This window comes from Streptomyces sp. NPDC002795, assembly GCF_042888725.1.
In the GTDB taxonomy this organism is placed as follows: Bacteria; Actinomycetota; Actinomycetes; order Streptomycetales; family Streptomycetaceae; genus Streptomyces.
Genome location: NZ_JBIAQB010000010.1, coordinates 211,964 through 237,444 on the forward strand (window position 1 = coordinate 211,964; position 25,481 = coordinate 237,444).

The window sequence follows — 25,481 nt, forward strand, 5'->3', positions numbered from 1 at the left end:
GTACGGCCCGACCCCAGGTCACTCGAAGCGGTGATCATCCGCATTTCGTGCGAAATTCACACCGCGGGGTGACCATGGGAGTGCAGCCAGGTCACGAGCCCTCTCCTCGGAACTGTTCCGGGCGAACGGATTGACACCTCTATGCCCCTCACCTCTGTGCCCCTCGTAAAAGTCACGGTCGTCATACCGACCCACAACACCGGCGAAGACGTCATGGCGGGCCTCACCGCACTGCGGAAACAGTCCATGCCCCGTACGGACTTCGAAGTCCTCTACGTCGACGACGGATCCACGGACGACACGGTCGCATTCCTGGAAAGGGAATTGGCCGGCGAGGACAATATGCGCGTCATCCCGATGACCAACTCGGGCTGGCCCGGACGTCCCCGCAACACCGGCGTCGCCCGCGCGCGGGGCGAGTACGTGCACTTCGTCGACGATGACGACTGGCTGGCCCCGCAGGCGCTGGAGCGGCTCTACGCGCGCGCCAAGGACACCGACGCCGACATCGTGATCGGGCGCATGGCGGGACACGGACGCGGCGCCCCGCGGGCCCCCTTCGCGAGGCCGCTGGAGCGGGGGTCGCTGCGCGAGAACCCGGTCCTGCTGGGCAGCATGACCGTCCACAAGCTGTTCCGCCGGCAGTTCCTCCTCGACCACGCGCTGCGCTTCGAGGAGGGCCCCGTACGGCTTGAGGACCATCTGTTCACGCTGCGTGCCTATCTGCTGGCCAAGCAGGTCAGCGCCGTGCCGGACTACACGACCTACCACTGGGTGCGGCACCGCAACGGCAAGCACAACATCAGCTACACGCCCATCGAGCCCGCCCCCTATATCGGCTCGGTGCGGCGCATCATCGCCCTGCTGCACGCCCCCGACACCCGTGTGTCCGACGACGAGCTGCGGCACCGGTTCACCGCCAATTGGTACGGCAGCAAGGCGCTGAAACGGCTCACCGGGAAGGGTTTCCTCGGTCAGGACGAGGAGCGGCGCGCGGCCTGGCGGCAGGAGGTCATCGGGCTCGCCGCCGAACTGCCCGCCGACGTCGACCGCCATCTGCCGGAGCGGCTGCGCGTGCTCTCCCACCTGTGCCGGGCCGGCGACCACGAGGGCATCCACGCCTACACCCGGTTCGAGAGCGAGGTGGGGCACCGCCCGGAGGTCGAGGAGGCGGTCCGGCGGGACGGCGTGCTCCACGTCCGCACGCGCACGTCGCTGGTGCGGACCGACCCGGAGACGGGCGAGAGCACCCCGCTGCTGTTCCGCCGCACAGTGCACGAGACGCCGTCCGGCAAACGGCGGGTGCGGTGGACGTGGCAGCCCCCCGCCGCCCTCGACGGTCTACCGGGGCTCGACGACGCGCTCGACTTCACCCGGCCGCTCACGCACGCCAAGGCACAGGGCCTCGTGCACCACAAGGCGGGCGGTACCGAGCTCGTGGTGACCACCGGGACCTCCACGTGGCAGCCCACGCAGCACGCGGCGGACCCCGACCTGTGGGAGATGCACTGGACGACGGAGTGCGCCATCGACCCCGCCGGCGTCGACGACATATCCGGACCGCTGGCACCCGGCTCGTGGCACGTGTGCCTGCGCCTGAACGTGGGCGGCTGGCTCAGCTCGCCGCGCCTGCCCGGGGTGAAACTCTCCGTGCCGGGCGCCGAGGAGAAGCCCACCGCGCCCGGGCGGCACGGGACCGCGCCCCACCACCACCCGCTGCACGGTGTCACGAAGGTCGCGGCCCCCGTGCTGCGCCGCGCACTCCCGGCCGCCGCGTACATGGCGCTGCGCGACCGGTACCGGCGCCTCACCGCATCCGGCCGAGGACCCGCTCCGATCTCGGCGGCTCTGGAGGAGCTGCAACGCGCCAAGGAGGCGCAGACGCAGGCGCTCAGTGTTTCCAGTAGCCGCAGAACATGATGCGGTCCTTCGGTACGCCCTGAGCCACCCAGTGCCTACGCAGCCCGGTGGCGAGCCCCGACTCCCCCACTGCCCATCCGTACAACGGGCCACCGGGGAGCGGCAGTTGGGCGGCTCGGGCCAGGGCGGCCGCGCCGGGCACCGGCGGGGCCGTGTCTCCCCGGTCGACCCACACGACCTCGACGCCGGGCGGCGCCGTGAGTTTCTGGCGGTCCTCGGAGGTCGGCACTTCCGCGACGGCCCAGCCCGTGGTGTCGGAGGGCAGCGAGGCGAGGACGCCGGCGAGTGCGGGCAGGCCCGACTCGTCGGCGGCGAGGGCGACTTGGCGGGTGTCATCGGGCAGGTTGAAGCCGGTGCCCTCGTCGACGAGGACGACCGGGTCGCCGGGCCCGCAGTTTCGCGCCCAGGTGGCGGCGGGACCTGCCGCGGACTCGTCGCCGTGGCCGTGGAGCACGAAGTCGACGTCCAGTTCCGGGCCTTGGGGGCCTTCGGCGCGATGGGCGCGGACCGTGTAGTTGCGCAGGACGGGGCGGGTTTCCTTGGGGCCGCCGAGGAGTCTCAGATAGCTGACCGTGGTCAGGCGGTCCGGGACCCGGCCGAGCGAGGCGTCCGCGTCGGGCCCTGACGGGAGGAAGAGGCGGAACCACTGGTCGTAGCCCATCGGCCGGAAGTGCGCGAGGTCGTCGCCGCCGAGGGTGACGCGGGCGAAGTGCGGTGAGAGGCGAACGCTCCGCAGGACGTGCAGGCGCAGGGGCCGCGCCGACTCGGGCTTGACGCGGGTGGCGGTGATGTTGCCGCGCTGCATGGCGCCTCCGTTCAGCGGTGGGCGCGGGCGGCCGCGACGTCGAGGAGTTCCTGGATGCGGTGGCCCACTTCGTGGGGGCCGATCGCGTGGGTGTGGAAGGTGATGCGGACGTCGTCGTACTCCTCGGCGACGCGTTCGAGGCGCAGGACGAGGCCCCTGCGGTCGAGGCGTACGGGCCGGATGTCCGCCACGTCGGACAGGTCCGACCCGCCGACGGTTTCGGCGAGTTGGACGAGCAGGTCCGCGTGGCCCGTATCCAGGTGCGAGAGCAGTTCCGCCTCGACCCCGGCCAGCGGGTCGGGCGCCGCCGCGGCGAGTTCCGTGACGTCCAGGACGCGCACCGAGTCGTCCTCGGCGAAGGCGGCACGCGCCGGACGGAACACCAGGGTGTCGGGGCCCGCGCCCCCGAGGCGTCCGCTGAAGGCGAGGCGGGCCCGCACCCGGTCGCGTACGACGACGGGGGCCACGTCGGTGAACTCCGCGTACGCGGCGAGTCCTGAGTGCGGCGCCGTGGCGAGCGCCTCGGTCAGCCGTGGGTCGGCGGGGTCGAGCAGGATGAGCCGGGACGCGGCGTCCACGGCGTAGAGCCCCACGCAGTCGAGCCGCAGCCGGGACCCGGTGGTGGTCAGGGTCAGGGTCAAGGTGTCGGCCGCGGCGAGGATCGTCCGCGCCCGCTCGGCGGGGGTGAGTTCCTGGTGCGCCACTGGGTTGACCATCTCCACTCCAAACTTAGGTAAGGCTCACCTTACTCACGTCTGGGATGTGGTGTCACCCCCGCCCCCACGCCCTCACCCACCGGTCCCCCGCGCGGCGAAGGTGATGCGCGCCAGCCGCACACCACCGCCCAGCCGGACGCGCAGATCACGCACTCCGGTGGCGGCGAAAGGGGCGTCGACGGTGACGTAGTCGTACGGTCCGCCGGTCGCGGGCACCTCGACGCGGCAGCCGTCGGGGATGTCCACGACCCCCGCGCCCGCGACGTCCAGGCGCACGACCGAGACACCATCCGCACCGAAGTCGCAGTCCCTGTAGAGGAGTTCACCCTCGCCGGTGACGGCGTCGCCGTGTGTCCGCGTGCGGTCGACGATCTCGGTGCCGCCGCGCTGTTCGTCGTACGTCGCCGCGTCCAGGCCGTCGGCGAGGACGGGGCGGGGCGCGGGCCCTTCGCCGTCGACATGCAGGGTTTCGGTGAGGCGGATGTCCGCGCTGGAGGCGCCGACGAGCAGTTCGTACGGTCCGGTGGCGACGCTCCAGCGGCCGCGCGCGACGTCCCAGTGGCCGAAATCGGCGACCGGAACGCGGAAGGTGATCCGCTCCGAGGCCCCCGCGTCGAGGGTGACACGGCGGTGTCCGGCGAGCTGGCGGCGCGGGGTCGGCACGGCGGCGTCCACCGCGCGCAGATACAGCTGCGGCACCTCGTCGGCCGTGCGCGGGCCCGTGTTCGTGACGGTGAAGGTGACCTCCACCGACGTGTCGTCCGGGCGGGCCACGAACAGCGCGTCGTAGGTGAACCGCGCGTAGGACAGGCCGTGTCCGAACGGGTAGAGCGGGGCGCCCTCGAAGTAGAGGTACGTCTGGCGCGAGCCGATGATGTCGTAGTCCAGCAGGCCGGGCAGATCGGTGTCGGCGGCGTACCAAGTCTGCGGGAGCCGGCCCGCAGGGCTGATGTCCCCGGCGAGGACGCGGGCGAGCGCGCGGCCCGCGGCCTGGCCGCCGTGCGCGGTCCACAGAAGGGCGGGCAGTTCGGCGTGCGCGTCGGGAACGGCGTACGGGTACGAGGAGACCAGGGCGAGGACCGTGCGCGGGTTGGCGGCGCGGGCGGTGCGCCACAACTCATCCTGGTGCGGCGGGAGTTCGAGGGTCGTGCGGTCCTCGGTCTCGCGGCCGTTGATGTGCGGGTCGTTGCCCGCGAAGACCAGCACCACGTCCGCGTCGGCGGCGGCCCTGGCCACGGCGTCGGCGCCGCGCTCCACGACGTCGATCTCGAAAACCGTGCCCCGGTCGGCAACCTTCAGGCCGCCGGCGGCGACCGACACGTACCGACCCGTCCCGGCGTGCTTCAGGAGGTGACCGTTCCCGTGCGGTTCGAGCGTGTACGTCTCCTGGACGACCCAGCCGCCCGGCCGCTCGGCGGAGGCCCGGACGTGGCCGTCGGCGGCGACCGAGAGGTAGCGGCCGTCGGGCGCGCGGAGCGTGAGGACGCCGGCTCCCCAGTCGACGAGGGCGAGTTCGGTGCCTTCTGCGGACGGCGAGACGTGGAGCGGGGGCAGGTCGGTCCGACCGGCGATCAGCGCGGGGTCGAGGGCGATCGCCTCCCGGTCGTCCACCGCGCCCGAGTCCTCGGGAACACACACCCACCCCTCGGCGCACCGCAGCCGCACCCGGTCCACCCCCTCCGCGTACGTGACGCGCTGGGCGCCGAAGCGTTCCCGCAGCCCGTCGAGGGGTGTCGAGCGGCGGATGAGGGTGCCGCTGTACCAGTCCGTCTTGCACTCGTCGGCGAGCAGGCCGACGACGGCGATCCGGGTGTGTCCTTCGAGCGGCAGCAGGCCGTCGTTCTTGAGCAGCACGATCGCCTGCTCAGCGGCCTCCTGGGCGAGCGCGCGATGGGTGTCGGTGTCGAAGTCGTGGACCTCGGCGAAAGGGTCGGCGTCGGCGAACTCGCCGAGCCGGGCCCGCACTTCGAGCTGTCTGCGCACGGCCGCGTCGATGTCAGCCTCGGGGATCAGCCCCTGGTCGTACGCGCGCCGCAGCCGCCCGACGATCACCGAGGAGTCGGTGCCGTGGTCGGTGAAGCTGTCGACGCCGGCGCGCAGGGCGGCGGCGACGGCTTCCTCGTGGGTGGCGAAGTGGCGCTCGGAGTCGACGAGGTTGCTGGGCGCGCCCGCGTCGGAGCAGACGAGGAGTTCCTGGCCGGTCCAGGTCCGCAACTGTTCGCGCAGGTACGGCGATACGTGGTTGGGGCGGCCGTTGACGAGGTTGTAGGCGGGCATGACACCGGCCACGGCGCCCGCCTCCACGGGCCGCTTGAACGCCCGGAGGTCGTACTCGTGCAGCACCCGTGGGCGTACCGAGGCGTTGGAGGTGTCCCGGTCCGTCTCGTTGTTGTGGGCGAGCCAGTGCTTGAGGACGGGGGCCGTGCGCCAGTAGGCGGGGTGGTCGCCGCGCAGGCCGCGGGTGTACGCCGTGGCGATGGCGGCGGTGAGGTGGGGGTCCTCGGCGTAGCCCTCCTCGTTCCTGCCCCACAGCGGGTTGCGCAGCAGGTTCACGACGGGCGCCCAGACGTTCAGGCCGACCCGGTCGTCGCGCCGCCGCATGCCGCGGACCTCGGCGGAGACGGCCCCGCCGATCCGGTGCAGCAGCGCGTCGTTCCAGGTGGCGCCGAGGCCGACCGCCTGCGGGAAGACGGTGGCCTCCCCCATCCACGCGACGCCGTGCAGCGCCTCCTGCCCGGTGCGGAACGCGGCAAGGCCGAGGCGCGGGGAGCCGGGCGTGAACTGGTGCAGGAGCGCGACGCGTTCGTCGAGCGAGAGCTGGTCGAGCAGCTCGTCGACGCGCTTGCCGTCGGGGACGGTCGAGCCGGAGGGGAGTGGAGTTCTTTCGGTCACGTTCGCGTCCCTTGGCCGGAGATGGAGTCGGAGGTGGACTCGGGGAGAGCAGAGCAGCTTCGAAGCGCTTCGATGCTCGGTACTGCGGTGACCAGGTGTCAAGTACGGGGAAACAAAAGCGCGTTCAGGAATGTGGCGCACGCGTCTTGTGACCGTGGGAGCGCTCCCTTAATGTCGCGGCAACATCGAAGCGCTTCGACATCTGCGCGACGCGTAATCCCCGCGTAATCCCCGAAGGGTTGCTCCCATGACGCCGAACTCCCCCTCCACCGGCCCCGGTCGGAGAAGCTTCCTCGCCTCCACCGCGGTCGCCGCCGCGGCAGTGGCCGGCGGCGTGCCCCTGCTCTCCGCGTGCGGGGGCGCCGCCGAGACGGGCGAGGGGACGACCTCCGGGAAGTCGGCGAAGAAGCTCCTGCCGACGTACGCGGCGCGCTCCATCGGCACGCCCGACATCGCGTCGAAGAACGGGTCCTGCGTCGGCTTCACCAGCAAGGTGGACCTGGCGAAGCTGGAGACGTCGGTGCCGAAGAAGCTCGGCACCGGGGCCGAGGTGAAGATCATGGCCCCGTTCTGGGGGCCGCCGCCGAAGGCCGACTGCGAGTACTACACCGCGCTCAACGAGGCCTCCGGTGTGCGGGTCAGCTGGCAGAACCAGGACGGCAACACCTACGGCGAGAAGATCGGCGCGGTGCTCGCCTCCAGCTCGCTGCCCGACGTACTGATCGTGCCCGGCTGGGAGCTGTCAGGGAAGATCCCCGCCGCGCTCGTCGCGAAGATGATGGACCTCGGCCCGTATCTGGCGGGCAGCAAGGTGCGCGACTACCCGAACCTCGCGGCGATCCCGCAGGACGCCTGGCGGCGCGGCATCTTCGGCGGCAAGCTGCGCGGCATCCCGTACCCCTACGCGTACATCCCGAACATCGCGCCCTTCTACCGCAAGGACCTCTTCGAGAAGAAGGGCTGGGAGCCGCCGAGGTCCGCGCAGGAGTTCCTCGACCTCGCCAAGGAGATGACCAGCAAGAAGGCGGGGGTGTACGGCTGCGACGACATGAAGTGGTCGGCCTTCAACTTCTTCGGTTCGCTCGGCGGCAGCGAGAAGGCGCTCGGCTGGAAGCTGGAGGGCAAGAAGCTCGTCAAGCGCCTGGAGTCCGACGAGTACCTGGAAGCCCTGGCGTGGACGCGCAAGCTGTACGCGGCCGGGGTCGTGCACCCCGACGCCAAGGCGCAGACCGGTGACGGCCTGCTCCGCTTCACCGCGGGCAAGGTCATGATGTGCAACGCCGACATCGCCTACTGGTACGGCAAGAGCGCGGAGATGCAGGGCAGCAAGGCGTTCCCCGACTTCGAGATGGCCGCGATGGACATCTTCGGGCACGACGGCGGCGACCCGAAGCTGTACGCGGGCACCCCGGCGAACGTGTGGGCGTTCGTCCGCAAGAACGCGTCCAAGGAGACCGTGAAGAACGTGCTCGCCGCCGCCAACTACACCGCCGCGCCGGTAGGCACCAAGGAGCACATGCTCGCCTACTACGGCGAGGAGGGCACCCACTTCACGCTGAAGGACGGCGTCCCGACGAAGACCAAGAAGGGCAACGCGCAGGTGGTCAGCGCCTGGCAGATGCTGTCGGGCCCGGCCCCCTTCTTCGCCTATCCCGACCTGCCCGAGATCACCAGGGCGATGTGCGAGTGGCAGCAGCGGATGGGTGAGTTCGTCACCAAGTCGCCGTTCTACGGCATGACGATCGTCGAGCCCTCGCGCTACGCCACCCTGGAGGACAAGTTCGAACAGCTGGAGGACGACTACGTCCGCGGCAACAAGTCGCTCGGCGACGTGCAGCAGGCGATCAGCGACTGGAAGTCGCGCGGCGGGGACAAGCTCCGCGACTGGTACAAGAAGCTGCTCGACGAGAACGGCGAGAACGGCGGCGCGTCCTGATGGCGCTGCACACCCAGCGCCCGCCCCGGGCCGCCACCGCCGAAGACACCGCAGACACCACCGGCTCCGGCGACTCCGCGGATTCCGGCAAGGCGGGCCGGGGCGTCACCTGGCGGATCCGGCTGCGCCGCGACCGCACGCTGATCCTGATGACCGTGCCCGTCATCGTCCTGCTGCTCGTCTTCAACTACCTGCCGCTGCTCGGCAACGTCGTCGCGTTCCAGGACTACAACCCGTACGTCTCCACCAACGGCGTCACCGCGATCCTGCACTCGCCGATGGTGGGCCTCGAACAGTTCCAGAAGATGGTCGAGGACTCGGACTTCTGGGACGCGCTCCAGAACACCCTCGTCCTCTTCGTCATCCAACTGCTGCTGTTCTTCCCCGTCCCGATCGCGCTCGCGCTGCTCATCAACAGCGTGGTCAGGCCGCGGGTGCGTGCCTTGTCGCAGGCGATCCTCTACCTGCCGCACTTCTTCTCGTGGGTGCTCGTCGTCACCGTCTTCCAGCAGATGTTCGGCGGCGCCGGGCTGATCGCGCAGCTGCTCCAGGACCACGGCGTCGACGGCTTCGACCTGATGACGGACGCCGGGATCTTCAAGTACCTGCTGACCGCGCAGATGGTCTGGAAGGACGCCGGCTGGGGCATCATCGTCTTCCTCGCGGCCCTCGCCTCCGTCAGTCCCGAGCTGTACGAGGCGGCGGCCATGGACGGCGCGAACCGGTGGCGCCGCATGTGGCACGTCACACTGCCCGCGCTGCGCCCGGTGATCGCGCTGCTGCTCGTCCTGCGTGTCGGCGACGCGCTCACCGTGGGCTTCGAGCAGATCCTGCTGCAACGCAAGGCGGTGGGCGCGGGCGCCTCCGAAGTGCTCGACACGTACGTGTGGAGTACCGGCATCCAGCACGGCGACTTCAGCTATGCGGCGGCGGTCGGCCTGGTGAAGGGCGTGGTCGGGATCTGTCTGGTCCTGGCGGCCAACAAGTTCGCCCATCTGCTCGGCGAGCAAGGCGTGTACAAGAAGTGAGGGCGGCACAGAAATGAGCGTGGACAAGAAATGAGCGTCACCGTCGAACGTTCGCGCCCTCGCGCGCAGTGGCAGGCGCCCGAGCGCCCGGTGTGGGAGGAGCCGCCGACCAGGGCCGGCCTCGGCGCCAAGGGCCTCGTCCTCGCGGTGTGCTGCGTCGCCGTGCTCGGTCCGCTGTGGGTGGTGATCGTCACCAGCCTGTCGCCGCGGCATGTCATCGACGCGGCGGGCGGTCTGGTGCTGTGGCCCGAGGCCATCACCTTCGTCAACTACCAGGAACTGCTCAGCGGCGGCCAGGTCAGCCGGGCCATGCTGGTCTCCCTCGGTGTGACAGGTGTCGGCACCGTGTTCTCGATGGGGGTGTCGGTCCTCGCCGCGTACGGTCTTTCCCGGCCGGGCTCGTTCGCGCACCGGGCGCTGCTGATGGCGCTGCTGACGACGATGTTCTTCAGCGCCGGGCTCATCCCGACGTATCTGCTGGTGCAGACGCTCGGACTGACCGACAGCTATCTGGCGCTGATCCTGCCGAGCGCGGTGAGCGTCTTCAACATCCTGGTGCTGCGCGGGTTCTTCATGAACATCTCGCAGGAGCTGACGGACAGCGCCCGCATCGACGGGGCCAGCGACCTCAGGATCCTGTGGACGATCGTGCTGCCGCTGTCCCGCGCGGTCATCGCCGTCATCTCGCTGTTCCACGCGGTGGCGTACTGGAGCGCATGGTTCAACGCGATGATCTACATCGACGATCCGACGAAACTGCCGCTTCAGAACGTGCTGATGCAGCTCGTGCAGAAGAACACGGCGCTGCCGACGGGGCTGAGCCAGGCGGTCAACGCGGGTGAACTGTCCGCGCTCGGGCTCCAGATGGCGATGATGGTGCTGGCGCTCGCGCCGGCCGCGGTCGCCTCCCCCTTCGTCCAGCGGCACTTCAAGAAGGGGATGCTCATCGGGGCGGTGAAGGGGTGAGCATCGCGCCGGAGGGCCGTCTGTTGTTCGGCGGTGACTACAACCCCGAGCAGTGGCCCGAGGAGGTGTGGGCCGAGGACGTCCGGCTGATGAAGGAGGCCGGGGTCAACTCGGTCACCGTGGGGGTCTTCGCGTGGGCGAGGCTCGAACCCCGGCCAGGAGCAAGGGAGTTCGGCTGGCTCGACCGGCTCCTCGACCTGCTGCACGCGCACGGTATCGGTGTCGTCCTCGCCACCCCGACCGCGTCCCCGCCACCCTGGCTGGGGCGCCTGCACCCGGACACGCTGCCGCGCGACGAGGACGGGCACACCGTGTGGTGGGGCTCGCGCCAGCACTTCGCCCACTCCTCCGCCACGTACCGCCGCCACGCCGCCGCGATCACCGAGGATCTCGCCCGGCGCTACGGACACCACCCGGCCCTGCGCATGTGGCACATCAACAACGAGTACTGCACCTTCGACTACGGCGACGAGTCCGCACGCGCCTTCCGGGACTGGCTGCGCACGAGGTACGAGACCCTGGACGCGCTCAACACGGCCTGGGGAACCGCCTTTTGGGGCCAGCACATCGACACGTGGGGTGACGTGATCCCGCCGCGCCGCGCCCAGTACCTGCGCGGCCCGACGCAGCTCCTCGACTTCCGCCGCTTCACCTCGGACGCACTTCTCGCGTGCTACGTCGCCGAGCGCGATCTCGTCCGCCGCCACACGCCCGCGCACATCCCGGTGACGACCAACTTCATGCCGCTGTGGACCGGGCAGGACGCGTGGGAGTGGGCGCGGCACGAGGACGTCGTGTCCGTCGACGTGTACCCGGATCCGCGCGATCCGCTGGCCGGGCAGTACAACGCGATGCTCGCCGACATGACGCGCGGCCAGGCGGGCGGCCGGCCCTGGATGGTGATGGAGCAGGCGGCGGGAGCGGTGAACTTCCGCCCGGTCAACTCCCCCAAGCCGCGCGGCCTGAACCGCCTCCTCTCCCTCCAGTCCGTGGCGCGCGGCGCCGACGCGGTCTGCTACTTCCAGTGGCGCCAGTCCCGGCAGGGCGCCGAGAAGTTCCACTCGGCGATGCTCGGCCACGCGGGCGCGGCGGGCCGCTCATTCGCGGAGGTCAAGCAGATCGGGGCGGACCTCGACCGGCTGGGCCCCGCGGTCGCAGGCACGCGCCTCACGGCTGACATCGCCGTGCTGCACGACTGGCACTCCTGGTGGGCGGGAGGCCAGGACGGCAGACCGTCCGCGCATGTCACATACGAAGAGGTGGTGCGTGCCTGGCACCGGGCGCTGTGGGAGGCACACCTCACGGCCGACTTCGCCCACCCCGAACACGACCTGTCCGCCTACGAGTTGGTGGTCGTTCCGCAGCTGTATCTCCTGACGGACGCGGCGATCGACAACCTGGTGGCGTACGTGCGCGGGGGCGGGGCGCTCGTGTGCGGGTTCTTCACGGGGATCGCCGACGCGGACGACCGGGTGCGGCCCGGCGGCATGGACGCCCGGCTGCGTGAGCTGCTCGGCATCAGCACCGTGCACGAGTGGTGGCCGCTGGAGCCCGCCGAAACCATTGACTGCGGCGCGTTCACCGGCACGCTGTGGTCGGAGGAGCTGACGGCGGCGGCCGACGCCGAGGTCACCGCGGCCTACCGCGGCGGCGAACTCGACGGCCTGCCCGCGGCCCTGCGCCGCGGGCGCGCCCGCTATCTGTCCACGCTCCCGCGACCGGAGGACCTGCGCGCGCTGCTCGCGGACGCGGCCCTCGAAGCGGGCGTACGGCCTCCACTGACCGGCCTCCCCGCAGGAGTGGAGGCCGTACGTCGCGGGGAACTGCTGTTTCTGCTGAACCACGGGAGGGAGGAGGTGACGCTCGCGCTGGCGGAGGGCGGGCGGGATCTGTTGACCGGGGCGCGGGTGGAGGAATCGGTGACGCTCGGCCGGTTCGGCGTCGCGGTACTGAAGGCCGAACCGGCGGCCGGACCGGACGCGACACCGGGCGCCGGACCGGGCGCGACACCGGGCGTCGAGCCGGGGGCAGTGCCGGGTGTCGGGCCCGGCGCGGTGCCGGGCAGCACGGCGCCCCGGTGATCCCCGAGCACCCCCACGGCACCTGGGAGACCGCGCCCGCCGGCCGTTGGGAGGACGCCTACCTCAGCGGCAACGGCCGGCACGGCGCGCTGGTCTTCGGTGATCCGCACGACGACCGGGTCGTCGTCACTCACCACAGCCTGGTCCGCCCGGACGGTGGCCCGCAGCCGGGGCCGCCCGCGCTCGCCCATGAACTCCCGCTGCTTCAGGACCAGTTGCTCGCGGGTGATGTGACGGCGGCCGAGCGGTTCACGGACGGGCGGCCGCTGCGGTGGGTGCGCGCGTTCCATCCGGCGTTCCAGGTGCGCTTCGTGCGCGGAGACGGGGTGGGGCGCGGCTACCGGCGCGCGGTCGACTTCGCGACGGGGGTGGCGCGGGCGCGGTGCGGCGCCTGGGCCTCGCGGGTGTTCGTGTCGCGGGCGGACGACGTGGTCGTGCAGTACGTGACCGGCGCCGGGCTCGACGGCGAGGTGGCACTCGACCCACGGCTGAGCGGCGTCCCCGTCGGGCTCGGCGTCGGCCGCGGCGTCGTCCTGACCCCGGACGGCGCCCGGCTCACGCTGCGCTGCGGCTACCCGGACAGCGACCTCGGCTACACCGGGGTGACGCTCGCGCTGGTGCGGGGCGGGCGCACGTCGGTGGGCGGCACGGGCCTGCGCGTCGAGGGCGCGAGCGGGCTGCTGCTCCTGACGCGGGTGCGCCGACACGTCGGGGAGCTGGACACGGCGAGCGAGGCGGGGGCGCTCGCGGACCTGCTCGACCCGGGCGGCTCCACCGACGCGACGTACGACGCCCTCCTCGCCCGGCACGAGGCCCTGCACCGTCCCGCCTACGAGCGGGTCACCTTCGACCTCGACGCTCCGCGTCAGCAACGCGGCCTGCCTGGCAGCGCGTTGGTATCGCACCCGTCGAGCCCGGCCCTCCTTGAACGGCTGTTCGCGGCCGGCCGCTACCACCTGCTCAGCTCCTCGGGCGCGCTGCCGCCCCGGCTGACCGGACTGTGGACCGGCGAGTGGGACACGGCATGGTCGGGCGCGTTCACCACGGACGCGAACCTGAACCTCCAGACGTCATCGGCGGTCGCCTGCGCCCTCCCCGAGACGGTCGACGCCCAAGGTGCGCTGATTCAGGGCCAGTTGGCGCACTGGCGGGACAACGCACGGCTCGTCTTCGGCGCCCGCGGCATCGTGGCGCCCGCGCACACCGACGGCGAGTCGGGACACGCGTACCACTACCAGCGCGCGTACCCGATGCATCTGTGGACGGCGGGAGCCGACTGGCTGCTCACGCCGCTGCTCGAACAGGCCGAGGCCACCGGCGAGCGGCCCGCCTGGCTGGCGGCCGCCGTCACCGAACTCGCCGTGTTCTACGAGGACTTCCTGACGCGGACCGGCCCCGACGGACGGATCGCGATCGTGCCCTCGTACTCCCCGGAGAACCGGCCCGCGAACGCGAGCTGGGGCACCGTCAATGCCACCATGGACATCGCGGCGGCCCGGCACGCGCTGCGCACCGCCGCCGCCTGGCACCCGGGCCCCGACGGCGACCGCTGGACGGCGCTGGCCGACCGGCTCCCCGACTACCGGGTCAACGACGAAGGCGCGCTGGCCGAGTGGGCGTGGCCGGGCCTCGACGACGCCTACGACCACCGGCACCTCAGCCATCTGTACCCGGTGTGGCCGCACCACGACATCACCCCGTACGACACCCCGGACCTGGCGAAGGCGGCGCGCCGGGCGCTCGAACTGCGCGGCTCCGAGAACGACTCCGCGCACGGGCATCTGCACCACGCTCTGATCGCGGCCCGGCTGCGCGACGCGCCGCGCGTCGCCGACTGCCTGCGGCACGTCCTGACCGGCGACTACTTCCACACATCACTGATGAGCGCGCACTATCCGCGCCGCGACGTCTACAACGCGGACGCCGCGCACACCCTGCCCGCGCTGGTCACGGAGGCCCTCGTGCAGTCCACGCCCAAGCGTCTCGTGTTGCTGCCGGCGCTCCCCGCCGACTGGCGGCGGGGAGCGGTGCGGGGCCTGCGTACGCGGTTCGGGGCGCGGGTGGATCTGCGGTGGGGCGGCGGCAGGTGCACGGCGCTCGTGCGGCCGGACCGGGACGCGTACGTGGAGCTCAAGACTCCCTCGGGCGACGCGGGGCGGCTGCGCCTGCACGCGGGCGTTGAGCGCGAACTCCGGCTCGATACCCGGTAGTTACAGCAGCTCGACCAGCTCCGCGAGCACCCGCGCCGCCGGCGCCGGGTCGACCAGCCACTTCAGGTGCGAGCTGTCGAGGGTGCGGACACGGAAGGGGTTGTCCGGGGTCAGCGCGTCGCCCTCGCGGATCATCCGGTCCTGGACGGCGGGCGGCACGCTGGCGTCGCGTGCGAGACGTACGTACGTCTTCGGGACGCGGCCCCATGTCGCGGCCTGTGCGCGGTCGTCCTCGGTGCCGACGTCGAGGTTCTCGTCCGGCTGGAAGGTGTTCAGGAAGGTGCGGAACTCGTCATCGGTGCCGTCGGCGATGAAGGCGGCCCTGAACGCGTCGAGTGCCTTCTGGTCGGCGGTGCGGAAGTTGACGCGCAGCAGCCCGAGTTCGGCCGGGTTGCCCGCCATCGCGAGGCCGAGGGAGGCGGCATCGACCGAGGCCATCTCCGGTTCGGCGTAGTAGCCGCCCACGGTGAGGTCGACCGGGCACCAGGACGCCACGTAGACGATGTGGTCGATCAGGTCGGGGCGGCGGTTGGCGGCGGCCGTGGCGGTGGCGCCGCCGCGGCTGTGCGAGACGAGGACGACGGGCCCGTTCTCCTTCGCCCGTTCCAGTACGCCGATCAGGTGCGAGACGTTGTCGGCGAGGGTGACTCCCTTGATGACACCAGGAGTCGAGGCGAGGCCGTCCGGATCCTGCGGGGCCTGGTACGCGGCCGGGTAGGTCGCCCCGAAGCCGTGTCCCGGCAGGTCGACGGCGACCGAGCGGTGTCCGAGCAGGCCGAGTTCCGCCTGGAGCGGCGCGAAGGAGAAGGAGTTGGCGAACGCTCCATGGACGAGGACATACGTCGGGTGCACAGGCACGCTCGCTTTCTGACGCTTCAGGACCGGATACGGCGATCCTATGCGGCGGGCGGCGCCTGCGCCGCACTCTCCCTGATGGTCAACTCGGGGTTGAGCAGCACGACTTCCTCGGCCGCGCCGCGCCCCTCGATCTGGGCGACGACCTGCTCGACCGCGCGTCGTCCCATTTCCTGCGCGGGCACGGCGACCGAGGTGAGCGGCACCGACGCGTGCCGCGCGACCTGTTCGGGGCAGACCGCGACGACCGACACGTCCTCCGGGACCGCCCGGCCCGACTGGCGCAGCAGGGCGAGCAGCGGGTCGGTGGCGGCCTCGTTCTGCACGATGAACGCGCTGGTTCCGGGGCGTTCGTCGTAGATCCGCGACAACGTTGCCGACACCGAGGCGTAACTGCCTTCGCAGGGGCGGTGCAGGAGCCGCAGGCCGAGTTCGACGCTGCGCTCGCGCAGGCCGGTCAGCGTGCGCTCGGCGAAGCCGGTGCGGCGCTCGTAGACGGCGGCGGCCTCGCCGATGACGGCGATCTCGCGGTGTCCGAGGCCCGCCAGGTGCTCGGCGCACAGCGCGCCCGCGGCGGCGAAGTCCAGGTCCACGCAGTTGAGGCCGGTGGTGTCGGCGGGCAGGCCGATGAGGACGGCGGGGCGGCTCGCGGTGCGAAGCAGCGGAAGCCGCTCGTCGTCCAGCTCGACGTCCATGACGATCACGGCGTCCGCGAGTGCGCTGCCCTCGATGCGGCGCACGGCCTGGGCGCCCTCCTCGCCGGTGAGCAGCAGGATGTCGTAGCCGTGGGTGCGGGCGGCGGTGGCGACCGCCGTCGCGATCTCCATGATCACGGGTACGTACATGTCGGTGCGCAGCGGCACCATCAGGGCGATGATGTTGGACTTGCTGCTGGCGAGGGCGCGGGCCCCGGCGTTGGGGTGGTAGCCGAGCCTGCGCACGCTCGTCTCGACACGCTCGCGGGTGGCGGCCGAGATGGACCGCTTGCCGCTGAGGACGTAGCTCACGGTGCTGGCGGAGACTCCGGCGTGTTTGGCGACCTCTGCGAGCGTGACCATGTCGTTCTCCTGAAGCCGAATCCGAGGGGGCCGAGGGGTGGGAGCGGGCCGGGGGTCGGCGGGAGCCGCCCGTCGTTCGGCATGCCGACCCTATGATTTGCGCAGGGTGCCTGTCCAGAAGTCCGTCGAAGCGCTTCGACGCCCTGGGCGGTGCCAGGCGAGCCACCAGGGAGGACACGTATGACCGAGGCCACCCCCACCGCGCCGATACGCACCGCATCGGGCCGGGTCCGCGGGCTCACGCAGGGAGCGCTGAGCGTGTTCCGCGGCATCCCCTACGCCCAACCCCCGGTCGGTGCGCTGCACTTGGCGGCGCCGGAGCCGGTCGGCGCGTGGGACGGGGTGCGCGACGCGTTCGCCTTCGGGCCGCCGCCCCCGCAGTCCCTCGTGGGAGGGCTCACGGGCCGGCTCGTACCCGAGGGCGAGGACTGGCTGACGGTCAACGTGTGGTCCCCCGACCTCGGCGCCGCCGCCCGCCTTCCGGTGCTGGTCTACATCTACGGAGGGGCGTACGTCACCGGTTCGACGGACGGGCCGCACTACGACGGCTCCGCGCTCGCCGCCCGCGGCTCGGTCGTCGTGACCCTCAACTACCGTGTCGGCGCCGAGGGCTTCGGTGTCTTCGACGGCGCGCCCGCCAACCGGGGACTGCTCGACCAGGTCGCGGCGCTGCGCTGGGTGCGGGAGAACATCGCCGCGTTCGGCGGCGATCCGGACCAGGTCACCGTGTTCGGGGAGTCGGCGGGCGCGGGTTCGGTGGCGGCGCTGCTCGCGATGCCGTCGGCGGCGGGCCTGGTGCGCCGCGCGGTGGCGCAGAGCGTGCCGGGCACGTTCTTCACGCTCGACCTCGCACGGGACATCGGCGCGCGGATCGCGGAGCGGCTCGGGGTGCCGGGCGCGGGGGCGGCCGAACTCGCCGCGTGCGCGCCGAAGGCGTTGCGCGACGCCACCGACGACCTGATCCGCGCACTGCCCTCGTACGCGGACCGCTGGGGCCGCGTCGCCCACACGATGACTCCGTTCTCACCGGTGGTCGACGGGGAGGTGCTGCCCGCCACCCCGTGGAAGGCGCTCGCGGGCGGCGCCGCGCGCGACGTCGAACTGCTCGTCGGGCACAACCGGGACGAGTACCGGCTGTTCTCCATCATGGCGGGCCGCTACGGGAAGACGACCGAGGAGGAGGCGACCGACGCGCTGCTCCGGTTCGGTCCCGGGCCCGACGCCGAGGTCCGCTACCGGGCGGCGTACCCGTCCGCGAGCCCGACCCGGCTGCACGAACTCGTCATGTCCGACTGGCTGTTCCGGATGCCGTCGCTGCGCCTGGCCGAGGTGCACGCGGCGGGCGGCGGGACCGCGTACGCGTATGAGCTGTGCTGGGAGGCGCCCGGCGCGGACGGCGCGATGGGCGCCAGTCACGCACTGGACGTGCCGCTCGTCTTCGGGACGCTCGAATCGGACTTCGGCGGTCTCTTCCTGGGCGGCCAACTGCCGCCCGAGGCCGTGGAGTTGTCGCGGGAGATGGGCGCGGCGTGGACCGCGTTCGCGAAGGACGGCGCTCCGGGGTGGGCGCCGTTCACCGCCGGCGAGCGCTGGACCCGGGTCTTCGACGCCCCCTCGCACACGGCCCGGTACCCGGAGGAGGCCTCGCGGCTGCTGTGGGAGGACTTCGGCTTCGCGCCCCTGGACCTGGAGCCAGGCCACACCGCCCCCGCACGACGCGCCGACGGCTGAGCGTTTCGGCCGCGACTTCCGGCCTACCGTTCAGGCATGAACAAACGCGCCCAAATGTCGCTCGTTCTGCTCGCCGCGGCCTCCGGGGCCGTGGACGCCCTCGCGTTCACGGCCCTCGGCACCGTGTTCGCGGGCGTGATGACCGGGAACCTCGTACTGCTCGGCATCTCGGCGGGCCAGGGCTCGGGGCACGACGTGGCCGCGCCGCTGTACGCGCTCGGCGGGTACGCGGTGGGGGCGGCGGCCACCGCCCTCGCGTGCCGGGGCATCCGAGAGGCGCGGGCAACGGGGTGGCCGGGCCGCGTCGTCGCCTGCCTCGCCGCGCAGTGCGTGCTGCTCGGCTTCCTCGCCGTGGCGGGCGGCCTGCTCGGCGGGGACCCGGCCGGTGTGTGGCGGACCGTGCTGCTCGTGGTGGCGGCGCTCGCGATGGGCGGGCAGTCCGCGGCGATGATCGCGGCGGGGGCCGGGGCCGCGCCCACGACCTATTTCACGGGAACGCTGACGACACATGTGACCGGGGTGGTCGACGGGTCGGGCCGGGGGCGGGAGCAACTGTGGGTGACCGGTCGGTTGTTGGCCGTGGTCGGCGGTGCGGCCTGCGCTGTCGCGGTGCGGGAGGCCGCCGCGCCGTGGGGATTCGCGCCGCCGGTCGTCCTGGCCGCCGCCGCGGTCGCGTGCCAGAAACCTGCACACCGAATGCGCAGGGCAGTCACGGAGCTTCGCAAAAAAACATTGGCTCGTACAAGCACCGCACGCCATTGATACGGGCCTGTCCCCCTTTGCTGTCCGGCGACACAGGGTATTCACATACCTCTCCGTGAAGAATGTGAAGGACATGCCACCCGCCTGTGAACACCCCGGCACATGACGGTAATTGAGCTCCCTGATCCCCTATGAATGAACCCGGTCCGATTAGCTGTGCGACGCGTCAACATGCTTTGATCCTCCGCATCGCATGACGGCCGCAGGGATTCGCAGCCACCGATTTCCAGCGCGCTCCGCGAATTTTGAAATACCCGGACATACCCAAGAAGGGCGGCTCATTATGAGCAACCACATCGAGACCGTTGAGATCTCCGACGCCGACCTCGACAACGTCTCCGGCGGTCTCGTCGGCGGCCTCGTCGGCCAGGTCACCGGCACGGTCGAGGGCATCGCCCCGGTCGCCGGCACGGTCTCCTCCGTGACCAACACGGTCGAGGGCCTCACCGGCGTCAACGCCGGCGCCGTCACCGGCCTGGTCTCCGGCGCCACCGCCGGTCTCTGATCCATCCCCATGGATCACCGCGCCGCCTCCTGACGGACGGCGCACCCCAAGCCTCGGGACCTCGTGTCCCGGGGCTTTCGGGGCGTCCGGGCCTTGTCGGCCCGGCATGGAAGCAACGTAAGGGAAAGACCCCGTGCAGTTCCGCCAACAGGCCCTGTCCAAACTGCAGTCGCCGGAGGAGCTCGATCTGCCCGTGCGCCTCGCGCGGCCGCAGGGACTGCTCGTTCTCGCCGTCACCGTCGTCGTGATGGTCGCCGCGTGCGTCTGGGCCGTCACCGGTTCGGTGTCGTCGACGCTCAAGGCGAACGGCATCCTCACGTACGCGCAGGGCAGCTACGTCCTGCAGACCCCCGTCACCGGGCAGGTCACCGGCCTGTACGTGAAGGAGGGCCAGCGGGTGCGCGCGGGCGCGCCGATCCTCAAGGTGCAGACCGCGCGGGGCAACCGGGCCGTGCGCGCCATCGACGCCGGCCGGGTCACGGCGCTCGTCGCACGGATCGGCTCGGTCGTCACGACCGGCTCCGACGTGGCGACGGTGGAGAAGACCGGTTCGACGCGTGATCCGCTGCTCGCGATGCTGTACGTGCCCGCCACCGGCGCGGGGAGCGTGGACGCGGGCTCCGACGTCGACCTGAACGTGCCGCAGGCGCAGCAGTACGGCGTGCTGCGCGGGACGGTCAAGGCCGTCGGCCGCGCCGCCGAGACGAAGCGGCAGGTCACCGACTTCATCGGGGACAGCTCGCTGGCGGGCGAGTTCACGAAGGGCGGGGCCCGGGTCCCGGTCCTCGTCGAGCTCACGAAGGCGGACACCAAGTCCGGGTACGCCTGGTCGTCCGAGGGCGGTCCGCCGTATCCGCTCGCCTCCATGACCCTCGCCTCCGGCTCCGTACACCTCGCCGATCAGCGCCCGATGGATTGGCTGAAGCCGTGACCACGACCTCACTCCCGCCCGCGGGCCACCGCCCGGACCGCCGCCGCGCGCGCCCCGCTCCCCCGCCGGCCAAGCGCCGCCGGAAGGTGCGCACGCCCACGGTGCTCCAGATGGAGGCCGTCGAGTGCGGCGCCGCGGCGCTCGCGATGATCCTCGCGTACCACGGCCGGCACATCCCGCTGGAGGAGCTGCGCATCGCGTGCGGCGTCTCGCGGGACGGCTCGCGCGCCTCGAACCTGCTCAAGGCGGCCCGCAGTTACGGCATGACCGCCAAGGGCATGCAGATGGAGCCGACCGCGCTCGCCGACGTGCAGGGCCCCGCGATCCTGTTCTGGGAGTTCAACCACTACGTCGTGTACGACGGGATGGGCCGCCGCTTCGGGCGGCGCGGCGTGCACATCAACGACCCCGACAAGGGCCGCCGTTTCGTACCGATGGAGGACTTCGACACGAGCTTCACGGGTGTCGTCCTCGTCCTGGAGCCCAGCGACGACTTCCGTACGGGCGGGCGCAAGCCGGGCATCATGACGGCGCTGCCCGCACGGCTGCGCGGGACCAGCGCCACGATGTTCGTCGCGCTGCTCGCGAGCCTGCTGCTCGTCGGCGTGGGCGCCACGGTGCCCGCCCTCAGCAAGACGTACATCGACCTGTTCCTCATCGGCGACCAGACCTCGCTCCTTGGTGCGCTGTTCGCGTCGATGGGCGCGATGGTGGCGCTGACCGCCGTGCTCACCTGGCTGCAACAGGCGAACCTGCTGCGCGGCCGCATCATCTCCTCGACGCTGAGCAGCGCGCGCTTCTTCGGACATCTGCTGCGCCTGCCCGTCACGTTCTTCTCGCAGCGCAGCCCCGCCGACCTGGTGCAGCGCCTCCAGTCGAACGACGCGGTCGCCGAGACCCTCGCCCGCGACCTCACGTCGGCGGGCGTCGACGGGATCGTGGTGCTGCTGTACGCGGCGCTGCTGTACTCCTACGACCCCCAGCTCACGGCGGTCGGCGTGGGTATCGCGCTGCTGAACGTGGTGGCGATGCGGGTGGTCATCCGGCTGCGGGCGACGGGCACGCAGAAGCTGCGGGCGGACTCGGCGCGGCTGACCAACACCTCGTACACGGGCCTTCAGCTCATCGAGACGATGAAGGCGACCGGCGGCGAGAACGGCTACTTCCGGCGGTGGGCGGGCCAGCACGCGACGACTCTTGAGGAGCAGCAGAAGCTCGGGGTGCCGAGCGCGTGGCTCGGCGTCGTCGCGCCGACCCTCGCGACCCTGAACAGTGCGCTGATCCTGTGGATCGGTGGCATGCGGGCGGTCGAGGGCCATTTGTCGGTGGGTCTCCTTGTCGCCTTTCAGGCGCTCGTGACCCGCTTCACGGCACCGCTCACCCGGCTGAACGGCGTCGCGGGCCGGATCCAGGACTTCGCCGCCGACGTGGCGCGCCTGAAGGACGTGGAGAACTTCCCCGTCGACCAGCTGTACGCGCGCCCGGAGCAGGTGCAGAGCACGCGCAGGCTGCGCGGTCACATCGAGCTGGACGGCATCACGTTCGGCTACAGCCCTCTCGACAAGCCACTCCTTTCCGGCTTCTCACTGACGGTCGGACCCGGTCAGCAGGTCGCTCTGGTGGGCGGTTCCGGCAGCGGCAAGTCGACGGTCTCCCGTCTGATCTCCGGCCTGTACGCGCCGTGGGAGGGCGTCATCCGGATCGACGACCGGCGCCTGGACGACATCCCGCGGGGCGCGCTCGCGGCGTCCGTCTCCTTCGTCGACCAGGACGTGTTCCTCTTCGAGGGCACGGTCCGCGACAACGTCGCGCTGTGGGACCCGTCGATCTCCGACGAGGCCGTGGAGGAGGCGCTGCGCGACGCGTGCCTGTACGACGTGGTGGCGCGCCGCCCCGGCGGGGTGCGCGGCCGGGTCGAGCAGGACGGCCGGAACTTCTCCGGCGGGCAGCGCCAGCGCCTGGAGATCGCGCGAGCCCTTGTGCGGCGCCCTTCGATCCTCGTGCTCGACGAGGTGACCAGCGCGCTCGACGCGGAGACCGAGCAGACGGTCATGGACAACATCCGGCGGCGCGGCTGCGCCTGCGTCGTCATCGCGCACCGCCTCAGCACGGTGCGCGACAGCGACGAGATCGTGGTCCTCGACCACGGGCAGGTCGTCGAGCGCGGCCGCCACGAGCACCTGGTGCGGGCCGGCGGGGCGTACGCGGACCTGGTCAAGGAGCACTGAACATGACCGACCTGCAAGCGGAGTTCACGTCCTCCGACCAAGTCGTGGCGGCCTTCGGCGGCCTCGGCGCCCCCGTCGACTGCACGGACCTGCGCAACCTTCCCCTTGAGGGCCCGCACGTGCTGTGGCTCGTCGCGGGCGGCGCGCTCGACCTCTTCGCGGTCGACGCGCAGAGCCAGGGGCACTGGCACTTCCTGGGCCGCCTGGAGCCGGGCACGCTGCTGCTGGGTCCCGTCGAGGGCACGCAACACACCCTCGTGGGGCGGCCGTTGAACGGCTGCACGGTGCGGCGCATCGCGCTGCGCGAGCTGCCGTACGCGCCGCCGGCCCCCTATGACGCGGCCGGTTCGTACGGATGGAGCCTGCTGGAGGAGGCCTTCGCGCTCGGCGTCGGCCGCGGTCAGCGGATCCTGTTCGAGGCGCCGCTCGACGGACGCACGGTCGACGCGCAGGACGACTCGCTTCTCGGCGACGACGACGTGCTGTGGCCCCAACTGGCGCCCGGCAGCGTGCAGTACGGGTCCGCCTACGCGGCGGACGCGGCGGCCGATCTGCTGGTCGACACCGGCCTGTGGCAGCGCATGGTCAACCAGCAGTGGCGCCTCCTTTCCACGCTCGACCGCTGGATCGAGCGCCTGGAGAGCGCCCACGAGGACCGCGCCGCCGCCGGCATCCGGGCGGGCGAGGCCGTCCGCGAGCAGGCCGACCGGACGCTGCTCGCGTCCATGGGCACCAAGCGCGGCCGCCGCGGCTCCGCCGACGCGGGCGCCGACGCCACGTACGCCGCCTGCAAGGTCGTCGCGGACGCGGCCGGCATCCAGCTCGTCGACCCCGATCACGTCGGCGCGGTCAGCGACCGCCTCGACCCGGTCGAACAACTCGCCACGGCCTCCCGCCTTCGCACCCGCCCCGTCCGCCTCGCCGGGGACTGGTGGCGCCGCGACGCGGGCCCGCTGGTCGGCTACCGGGCCTCGTCCGGAGCCCCGGTCGCGCTGCTGTGGCGGCGCGGCGGCTACGAGACGGTGAACCCGGCGGGCGACCGGCGCACCCGCGTCGACGAGGACTCCGCGGAGGACTTCGAAGAGCGGGCGATCATGCTCTACCGCCCGCTCCCCGACGGCGATCTGACGCCGCTGCGGCTGATGCGCTTCAGCATGCGGTCGATGACGACCGACATCCGCAGGCTGCTTCTCGCGGGCCTGGTCACGGTGGGCCTCGGCTCGCTCGTCCCCATCGCGACCGGCCAGGTCCTCGGCACGTACGTCCCCAACGCGCAGACCGACCTCATCACGCAGGTCGCCCTCGCGGTGGTGGTCTCCAGTGTGGTGACGGCCTCGTTCATGCTGCTCCAGAACCTCACGGTGCTGCGCATCGAGGGCCGGGTCGAGAGCGTCCTGCAACCGGCCGTCTGGGACCGGCTGCTGCGACTGCCGACCCGGTTCTTCGCCTCCCGCTCCACGGGCGAGCTGGCGAGCGCGGCGATGGGCATCAGCTCGATTCGACGCCTGCTCTCCGGGGTCGGCCCGATCGTCGTCCAGTCGACGACGGTCGGCGCGATGAGCCTGGTCATGCTCCTCTTCTACAGCGTCCCGCTGGCGATGGCGGCGGTCGGCATGCTGGTCCTGGTCGCGGCGGTCTTCCTCACCCTCGGACTGCTCGAACTGCGCTGGCAGCGCCGCCTGGTCAAGCTCGGCAACAAGCTCAACAACCAGGCGTTCCAGACGCTGCGCGGGCTGCCGAAGCTGCGGGTCGCGGGCGCGGAGAGCTTCGCGTACGCGGCGTGGGCGAAGGAGTTCGCGCGCACCCGGGAACTCCAGCGCAGGGCAGGACGCATCAAGAACGCGACGACGGTCCTCAACTCGGTCTATCTCCCGCTGTGCTCGCTCGTGATGTTCATGCTGCTCGCGGGCCCGGCCCGCGGCACCATGTCGGCGGCGTCCTTCCTCACCTTCAACACGTCGGTGACGATGCTCCTGACATCGGTGACCCAGCTGACCGGCGCGCTGATCTCGGCGGCCGCGGTCCTGCCCATGTTCGAGCAGATCAAGCCGGTGCTCGACGAGAAGCCCGAGGTCCGCGAGGCGGCGACGCAGCCGGGCGAGCTGACCGGCGCCCTGGAGGCGCGGGGCGTCTCCTTCCGCTACACGGACGACGGCCCGCTGGTCCTCGACGACGTGAACGTGTCCATCAGGCCGGGCGAGTTCGTGGCGGTCGTCGGCGAGAGCGGCTGCGGCAAGTCCACGCTCCTGCGTCTGCTGATCGGCTTCGACGCCCCGGCCTCCGGCAGTGTCCTGTACGACGGCCAGGACCTCTCGGCGCTCGACCAGGCGGCCGTGCGGCGCCAGTGCGGCGTCGTCTTGCAGAACGCCCAGCCGCTGAGCGGGTCGATCCTCGACTGCATCTGTGGCGCGGAGTCCTTCACGCAGGAGGAGGCGATGGCGGCGGCCGAGATGGCGGGCCTCGCGGAGGACATCAAGCGGATGCCGATGGGCCTGCACACGATGATCTCGGGCGGCGGCGCGGTCTCCGGCGGCCAGCGCCAGCGCCTGATGATCGCGCAGGCCCTGATCCGCCGCCCGCGCATCCTCTTCTTCGACGAGGCGACGAGCGCGCTCGACAACGAGACGCAGCGCATCGTCATCGACAGCACGAAGGCCCTCCGGGCGTCGCGGGTGGTCATCGCGCACCGCCTCTCGACGGTCATGGACGCGGACCGCGTGATCGTGATGTCGGCGGGCCGTGTCGTCCAACAGGGGTCGCCCGCCGAGCTGTTGGCGGACACGGGTGGGCGGTTGCACGAGTTGGTGCGGCGGCAGATGGCGTGACGGCCTGGTGCTGTCGCGGTCTCAGTGGGCAT

At 71.7% G+C, this 25,481-nt stretch carries 17 protein-coding genes; 12 read left to right on the forward strand and 5 right to left on the reverse strand.

Going from position 1 to position 25,481, the window contains the following annotated elements; all coding sequences use genetic code 11:
* Nucleotides 1-141: 141 nt before the first annotated feature.
* Nucleotides 142-1,920, forward strand: a complete 1,779-nt coding sequence (locus ACFYWS_RS29230; protein ID WP_389281364.1) for a glycosyltransferase family 2 protein — start codon at nt 142-144, stop codon at nt 1,918-1,920.
* Here ACFYWS_RS29230 and ACFYWS_RS29235 read toward each other — a convergent pair.
* From ACFYWS_RS29235 to ACFYWS_RS29245, 3 genes are all read right to left on the reverse strand, one after another.
* Nucleotides 1,892-2,725: a siderophore-interacting protein gene (locus ACFYWS_RS29235; RefSeq protein ID WP_389281366.1), complete on the reverse strand. Its 834-nt coding sequence runs from the start codon at nt 2,723-2,725 to the stop codon at nt 1,892-1,894. The genes ACFYWS_RS29230 and ACFYWS_RS29235 overlap by 29 nt on opposite strands.
* A gap of 11 nt (nt 2,726-2,736) precedes the next feature.
* A complete protein-coding gene (locus ACFYWS_RS29240; protein ID WP_389281367.1) occupies nt 2,737-3,441 on the reverse strand; it encodes a DUF2470 domain-containing protein in 705 nt (234 codons plus the stop codon).
* Nucleotides 3,442-3,513: 72 nt separating this feature from the next.
* Nucleotides 3,514-6,333 (reverse strand): glycoside hydrolase family 3 C-terminal domain-containing protein, encoded by a 2,820-nt coding sequence (locus ACFYWS_RS29245; RefSeq protein ID WP_389281369.1) that lies wholly within the window; start codon nt 6,331-6,333, stop codon nt 3,514-3,516.
* A 247-nt stretch (nt 6,334-6,580) separates the two neighbouring features.
* On the opposite strand from ACFYWS_RS29245, the gene ACFYWS_RS29250 reads away from it, so the two are divergent.
* From ACFYWS_RS29250 to ACFYWS_RS29270, 5 genes are read left to right on the forward strand one after another with little or no spacing between them, the layout of a single operon-like run.
* On the forward strand, nt 6,581-8,269 hold the full coding sequence (locus tag ACFYWS_RS29250; RefSeq protein WP_389281370.1) for an extracellular solute-binding protein: 1,689 nt from the start codon (nt 6,581-6,583) through the stop codon (nt 8,267-8,269).
* Nucleotides 8,269-9,297, forward strand: coding sequence for an ABC transporter permease (locus tag ACFYWS_RS29255; RefSeq protein WP_389281371.1), 1,029 nt, complete (start codon nt 8,269-8,271; stop codon nt 9,295-9,297). Before ACFYWS_RS29250 ends, ACFYWS_RS29255 begins: the two co-directional genes overlap by 1 nt.
* Before the next feature lie 30 nt (nt 9,298-9,327).
* Entirely contained in the window at nt 9,328-10,263 is a 936-nt protein-coding gene (locus ACFYWS_RS29260; protein WP_389281372.1) for a carbohydrate ABC transporter permease, read from the forward strand.
* Nucleotides 10,260-12,344 carry a beta-galactosidase gene (locus ACFYWS_RS29265; protein ID WP_389281374.1) on the forward strand — a complete coding sequence of 695 codons (2,085 nt, stop codon included), beginning with the start codon at nt 10,260-10,262 and terminating at the stop codon, nt 12,342-12,344. Before ACFYWS_RS29260 ends, ACFYWS_RS29265 begins: the two co-directional genes overlap by 4 nt.
* The gene (locus ACFYWS_RS29270) at nt 12,344-14,554 is read left to right on the forward strand and encodes a glycoside hydrolase N-terminal domain-containing protein (protein ID WP_389281574.1); all 2,211 of its coding nucleotides are present in this window, start codon (nt 12,344-12,346) and stop codon (nt 14,552-14,554) included. The genes ACFYWS_RS29265 and ACFYWS_RS29270 overlap by 1 nt, the downstream gene beginning before the upstream one ends.
* Here the strand turns inward: ACFYWS_RS29270 and ACFYWS_RS29275 are convergent, their stop codons facing one another.
* Together ACFYWS_RS29275 and ACFYWS_RS29280 are read right to left on the reverse strand one after the other, a co-directional pair.
* Entirely contained in the window at nt 14,555-15,406 is an 852-nt protein-coding gene (locus ACFYWS_RS29275; protein WP_389281576.1) for an alpha/beta fold hydrolase, read from the reverse strand.
* A gap of 44 nt (nt 15,407-15,450) precedes the next feature.
* Nucleotides 15,451-16,467: a LacI family DNA-binding transcriptional regulator gene (locus ACFYWS_RS29280; protein ID WP_389281376.1), complete on the reverse strand. Its 1,017-nt coding sequence runs from the start codon at nt 16,465-16,467 to the stop codon at nt 15,451-15,453.
* Nucleotides 16,468-16,647: 180 nt separating this feature from the next.
* Between ACFYWS_RS29280 and ACFYWS_RS29285 the strand changes: the two genes are divergently transcribed.
* From ACFYWS_RS29285 to ACFYWS_RS29310, 6 genes are all read left to right on the forward strand, one after another.
* Nucleotides 16,648-18,198 carry a carboxylesterase/lipase family protein gene (locus tag ACFYWS_RS29285; protein ID WP_389281377.1) on the forward strand — a complete coding sequence of 517 codons (1,551 nt, stop codon included), beginning with the start codon at nt 16,648-16,650 and terminating at the stop codon, nt 18,196-18,198.
* A 36-nt stretch (nt 18,199-18,234) separates the two neighbouring features.
* Nucleotides 18,235-18,960, forward strand: a complete 726-nt coding sequence (locus tag ACFYWS_RS29290) for a YoaK family protein (protein ID WP_389281379.1) — start codon at nt 18,235-18,237, stop codon at nt 18,958-18,960.
* 283 nt (nt 18,961-19,243) lie between these two features.
* Nucleotides 19,244-19,465, forward strand: a complete 222-nt coding sequence (locus ACFYWS_RS29295; RefSeq protein ID WP_389281380.1) for a type A2 lantipeptide — start codon at nt 19,244-19,246, stop codon at nt 19,463-19,465.
* Nucleotides 19,466-19,598: 133 nt separating this feature from the next.
* A complete protein-coding gene (locus ACFYWS_RS29300; protein WP_389281382.1) occupies nt 19,599-20,396 on the forward strand; it encodes a DUF2118 domain-containing protein in 798 nt (265 codons plus the stop codon).
* A complete protein-coding gene (locus tag ACFYWS_RS29305) occupies nt 20,393-22,624 on the forward strand; it encodes an NHLP family bacteriocin export ABC transporter peptidase/permease/ATPase subunit (RefSeq protein ID WP_389281384.1) in 2,232 nt (743 codons plus the stop codon). Before ACFYWS_RS29300 ends, ACFYWS_RS29305 begins: the two co-directional genes overlap by 4 nt.
* Before the next feature lie 2 nt (nt 22,625-22,626).
* Complete coding sequence (locus ACFYWS_RS29310; protein WP_389281385.1) at nt 22,627-25,449, forward strand: NHLP bacteriocin export ABC transporter permease/ATPase subunit; 2,823 nt, start codon at nt 22,627-22,629, stop codon at nt 25,447-25,449.
* The last annotated feature ends 32 nt before the right edge of the window (nt 25,450-25,481 follow it).

Excerpts from the sequence above, each read along its gene's own strand:
- ACFYWS_RS29285 (WP_389281377.1), top strand. The coding sequence starts at position 16,648 with ATGACCGAGGCCACCCCCACCGCGCCGATACGCACCGCATCGGGCCGG.
- ACFYWS_RS29280 (WP_389281376.1), bottom strand. The coding sequence starts at position 16,467 with ATGGTCACGCTCGCAGAGGTCGCCAAACACGCCGGAGTCTCCGCCAGC.
- ACFYWS_RS29260 (WP_389281372.1), top strand. The coding sequence starts at position 9,328 with ATGAGCGTCACCGTCGAACGTTCGCGCCCTCGCGCGCAGTGGCAGGCG.
- ACFYWS_RS29310 (WP_389281385.1), top strand. The coding sequence starts at position 22,627 with ATGACCGACCTGCAAGCGGAGTTCACGTCCTCCGACCAAGTCGTGGCG.
- ACFYWS_RS29235 (WP_389281366.1), bottom strand. The coding sequence starts at position 2,725 with ATGCAGCGCGGCAACATCACCGCCACCCGCGTCAAGCCCGAGTCGGCG.
- ACFYWS_RS29255 (WP_389281371.1), top strand. The coding sequence starts at position 8,269 with ATGGCGCTGCACACCCAGCGCCCGCCCCGGGCCGCCACCGCCGAAGAC.
- ACFYWS_RS29230 (WP_389281364.1), top strand. The coding sequence starts at position 142 with ATGCCCCTCACCTCTGTGCCCCTCGTAAAAGTCACGGTCGTCATACCG.
- ACFYWS_RS29240 (WP_389281367.1), bottom strand. The coding sequence starts at position 3,441 with ATGGTCAACCCAGTGGCGCACCAGGAACTCACCCCCGCCGAGCGGGCG.
- ACFYWS_RS29250 (WP_389281370.1), top strand. The coding sequence starts at position 6,581 with ATGACGCCGAACTCCCCCTCCACCGGCCCCGGTCGGAGAAGCTTCCTC.
- ACFYWS_RS29295 (WP_389281380.1), top strand. The coding sequence starts at position 19,244 with ATGAGCAACCACATCGAGACCGTTGAGATCTCCGACGCCGACCTCGAC.
- ACFYWS_RS29290 (WP_389281379.1), top strand. The coding sequence starts at position 18,235 with ATGAACAAACGCGCCCAAATGTCGCTCGTTCTGCTCGCCGCGGCCTCC.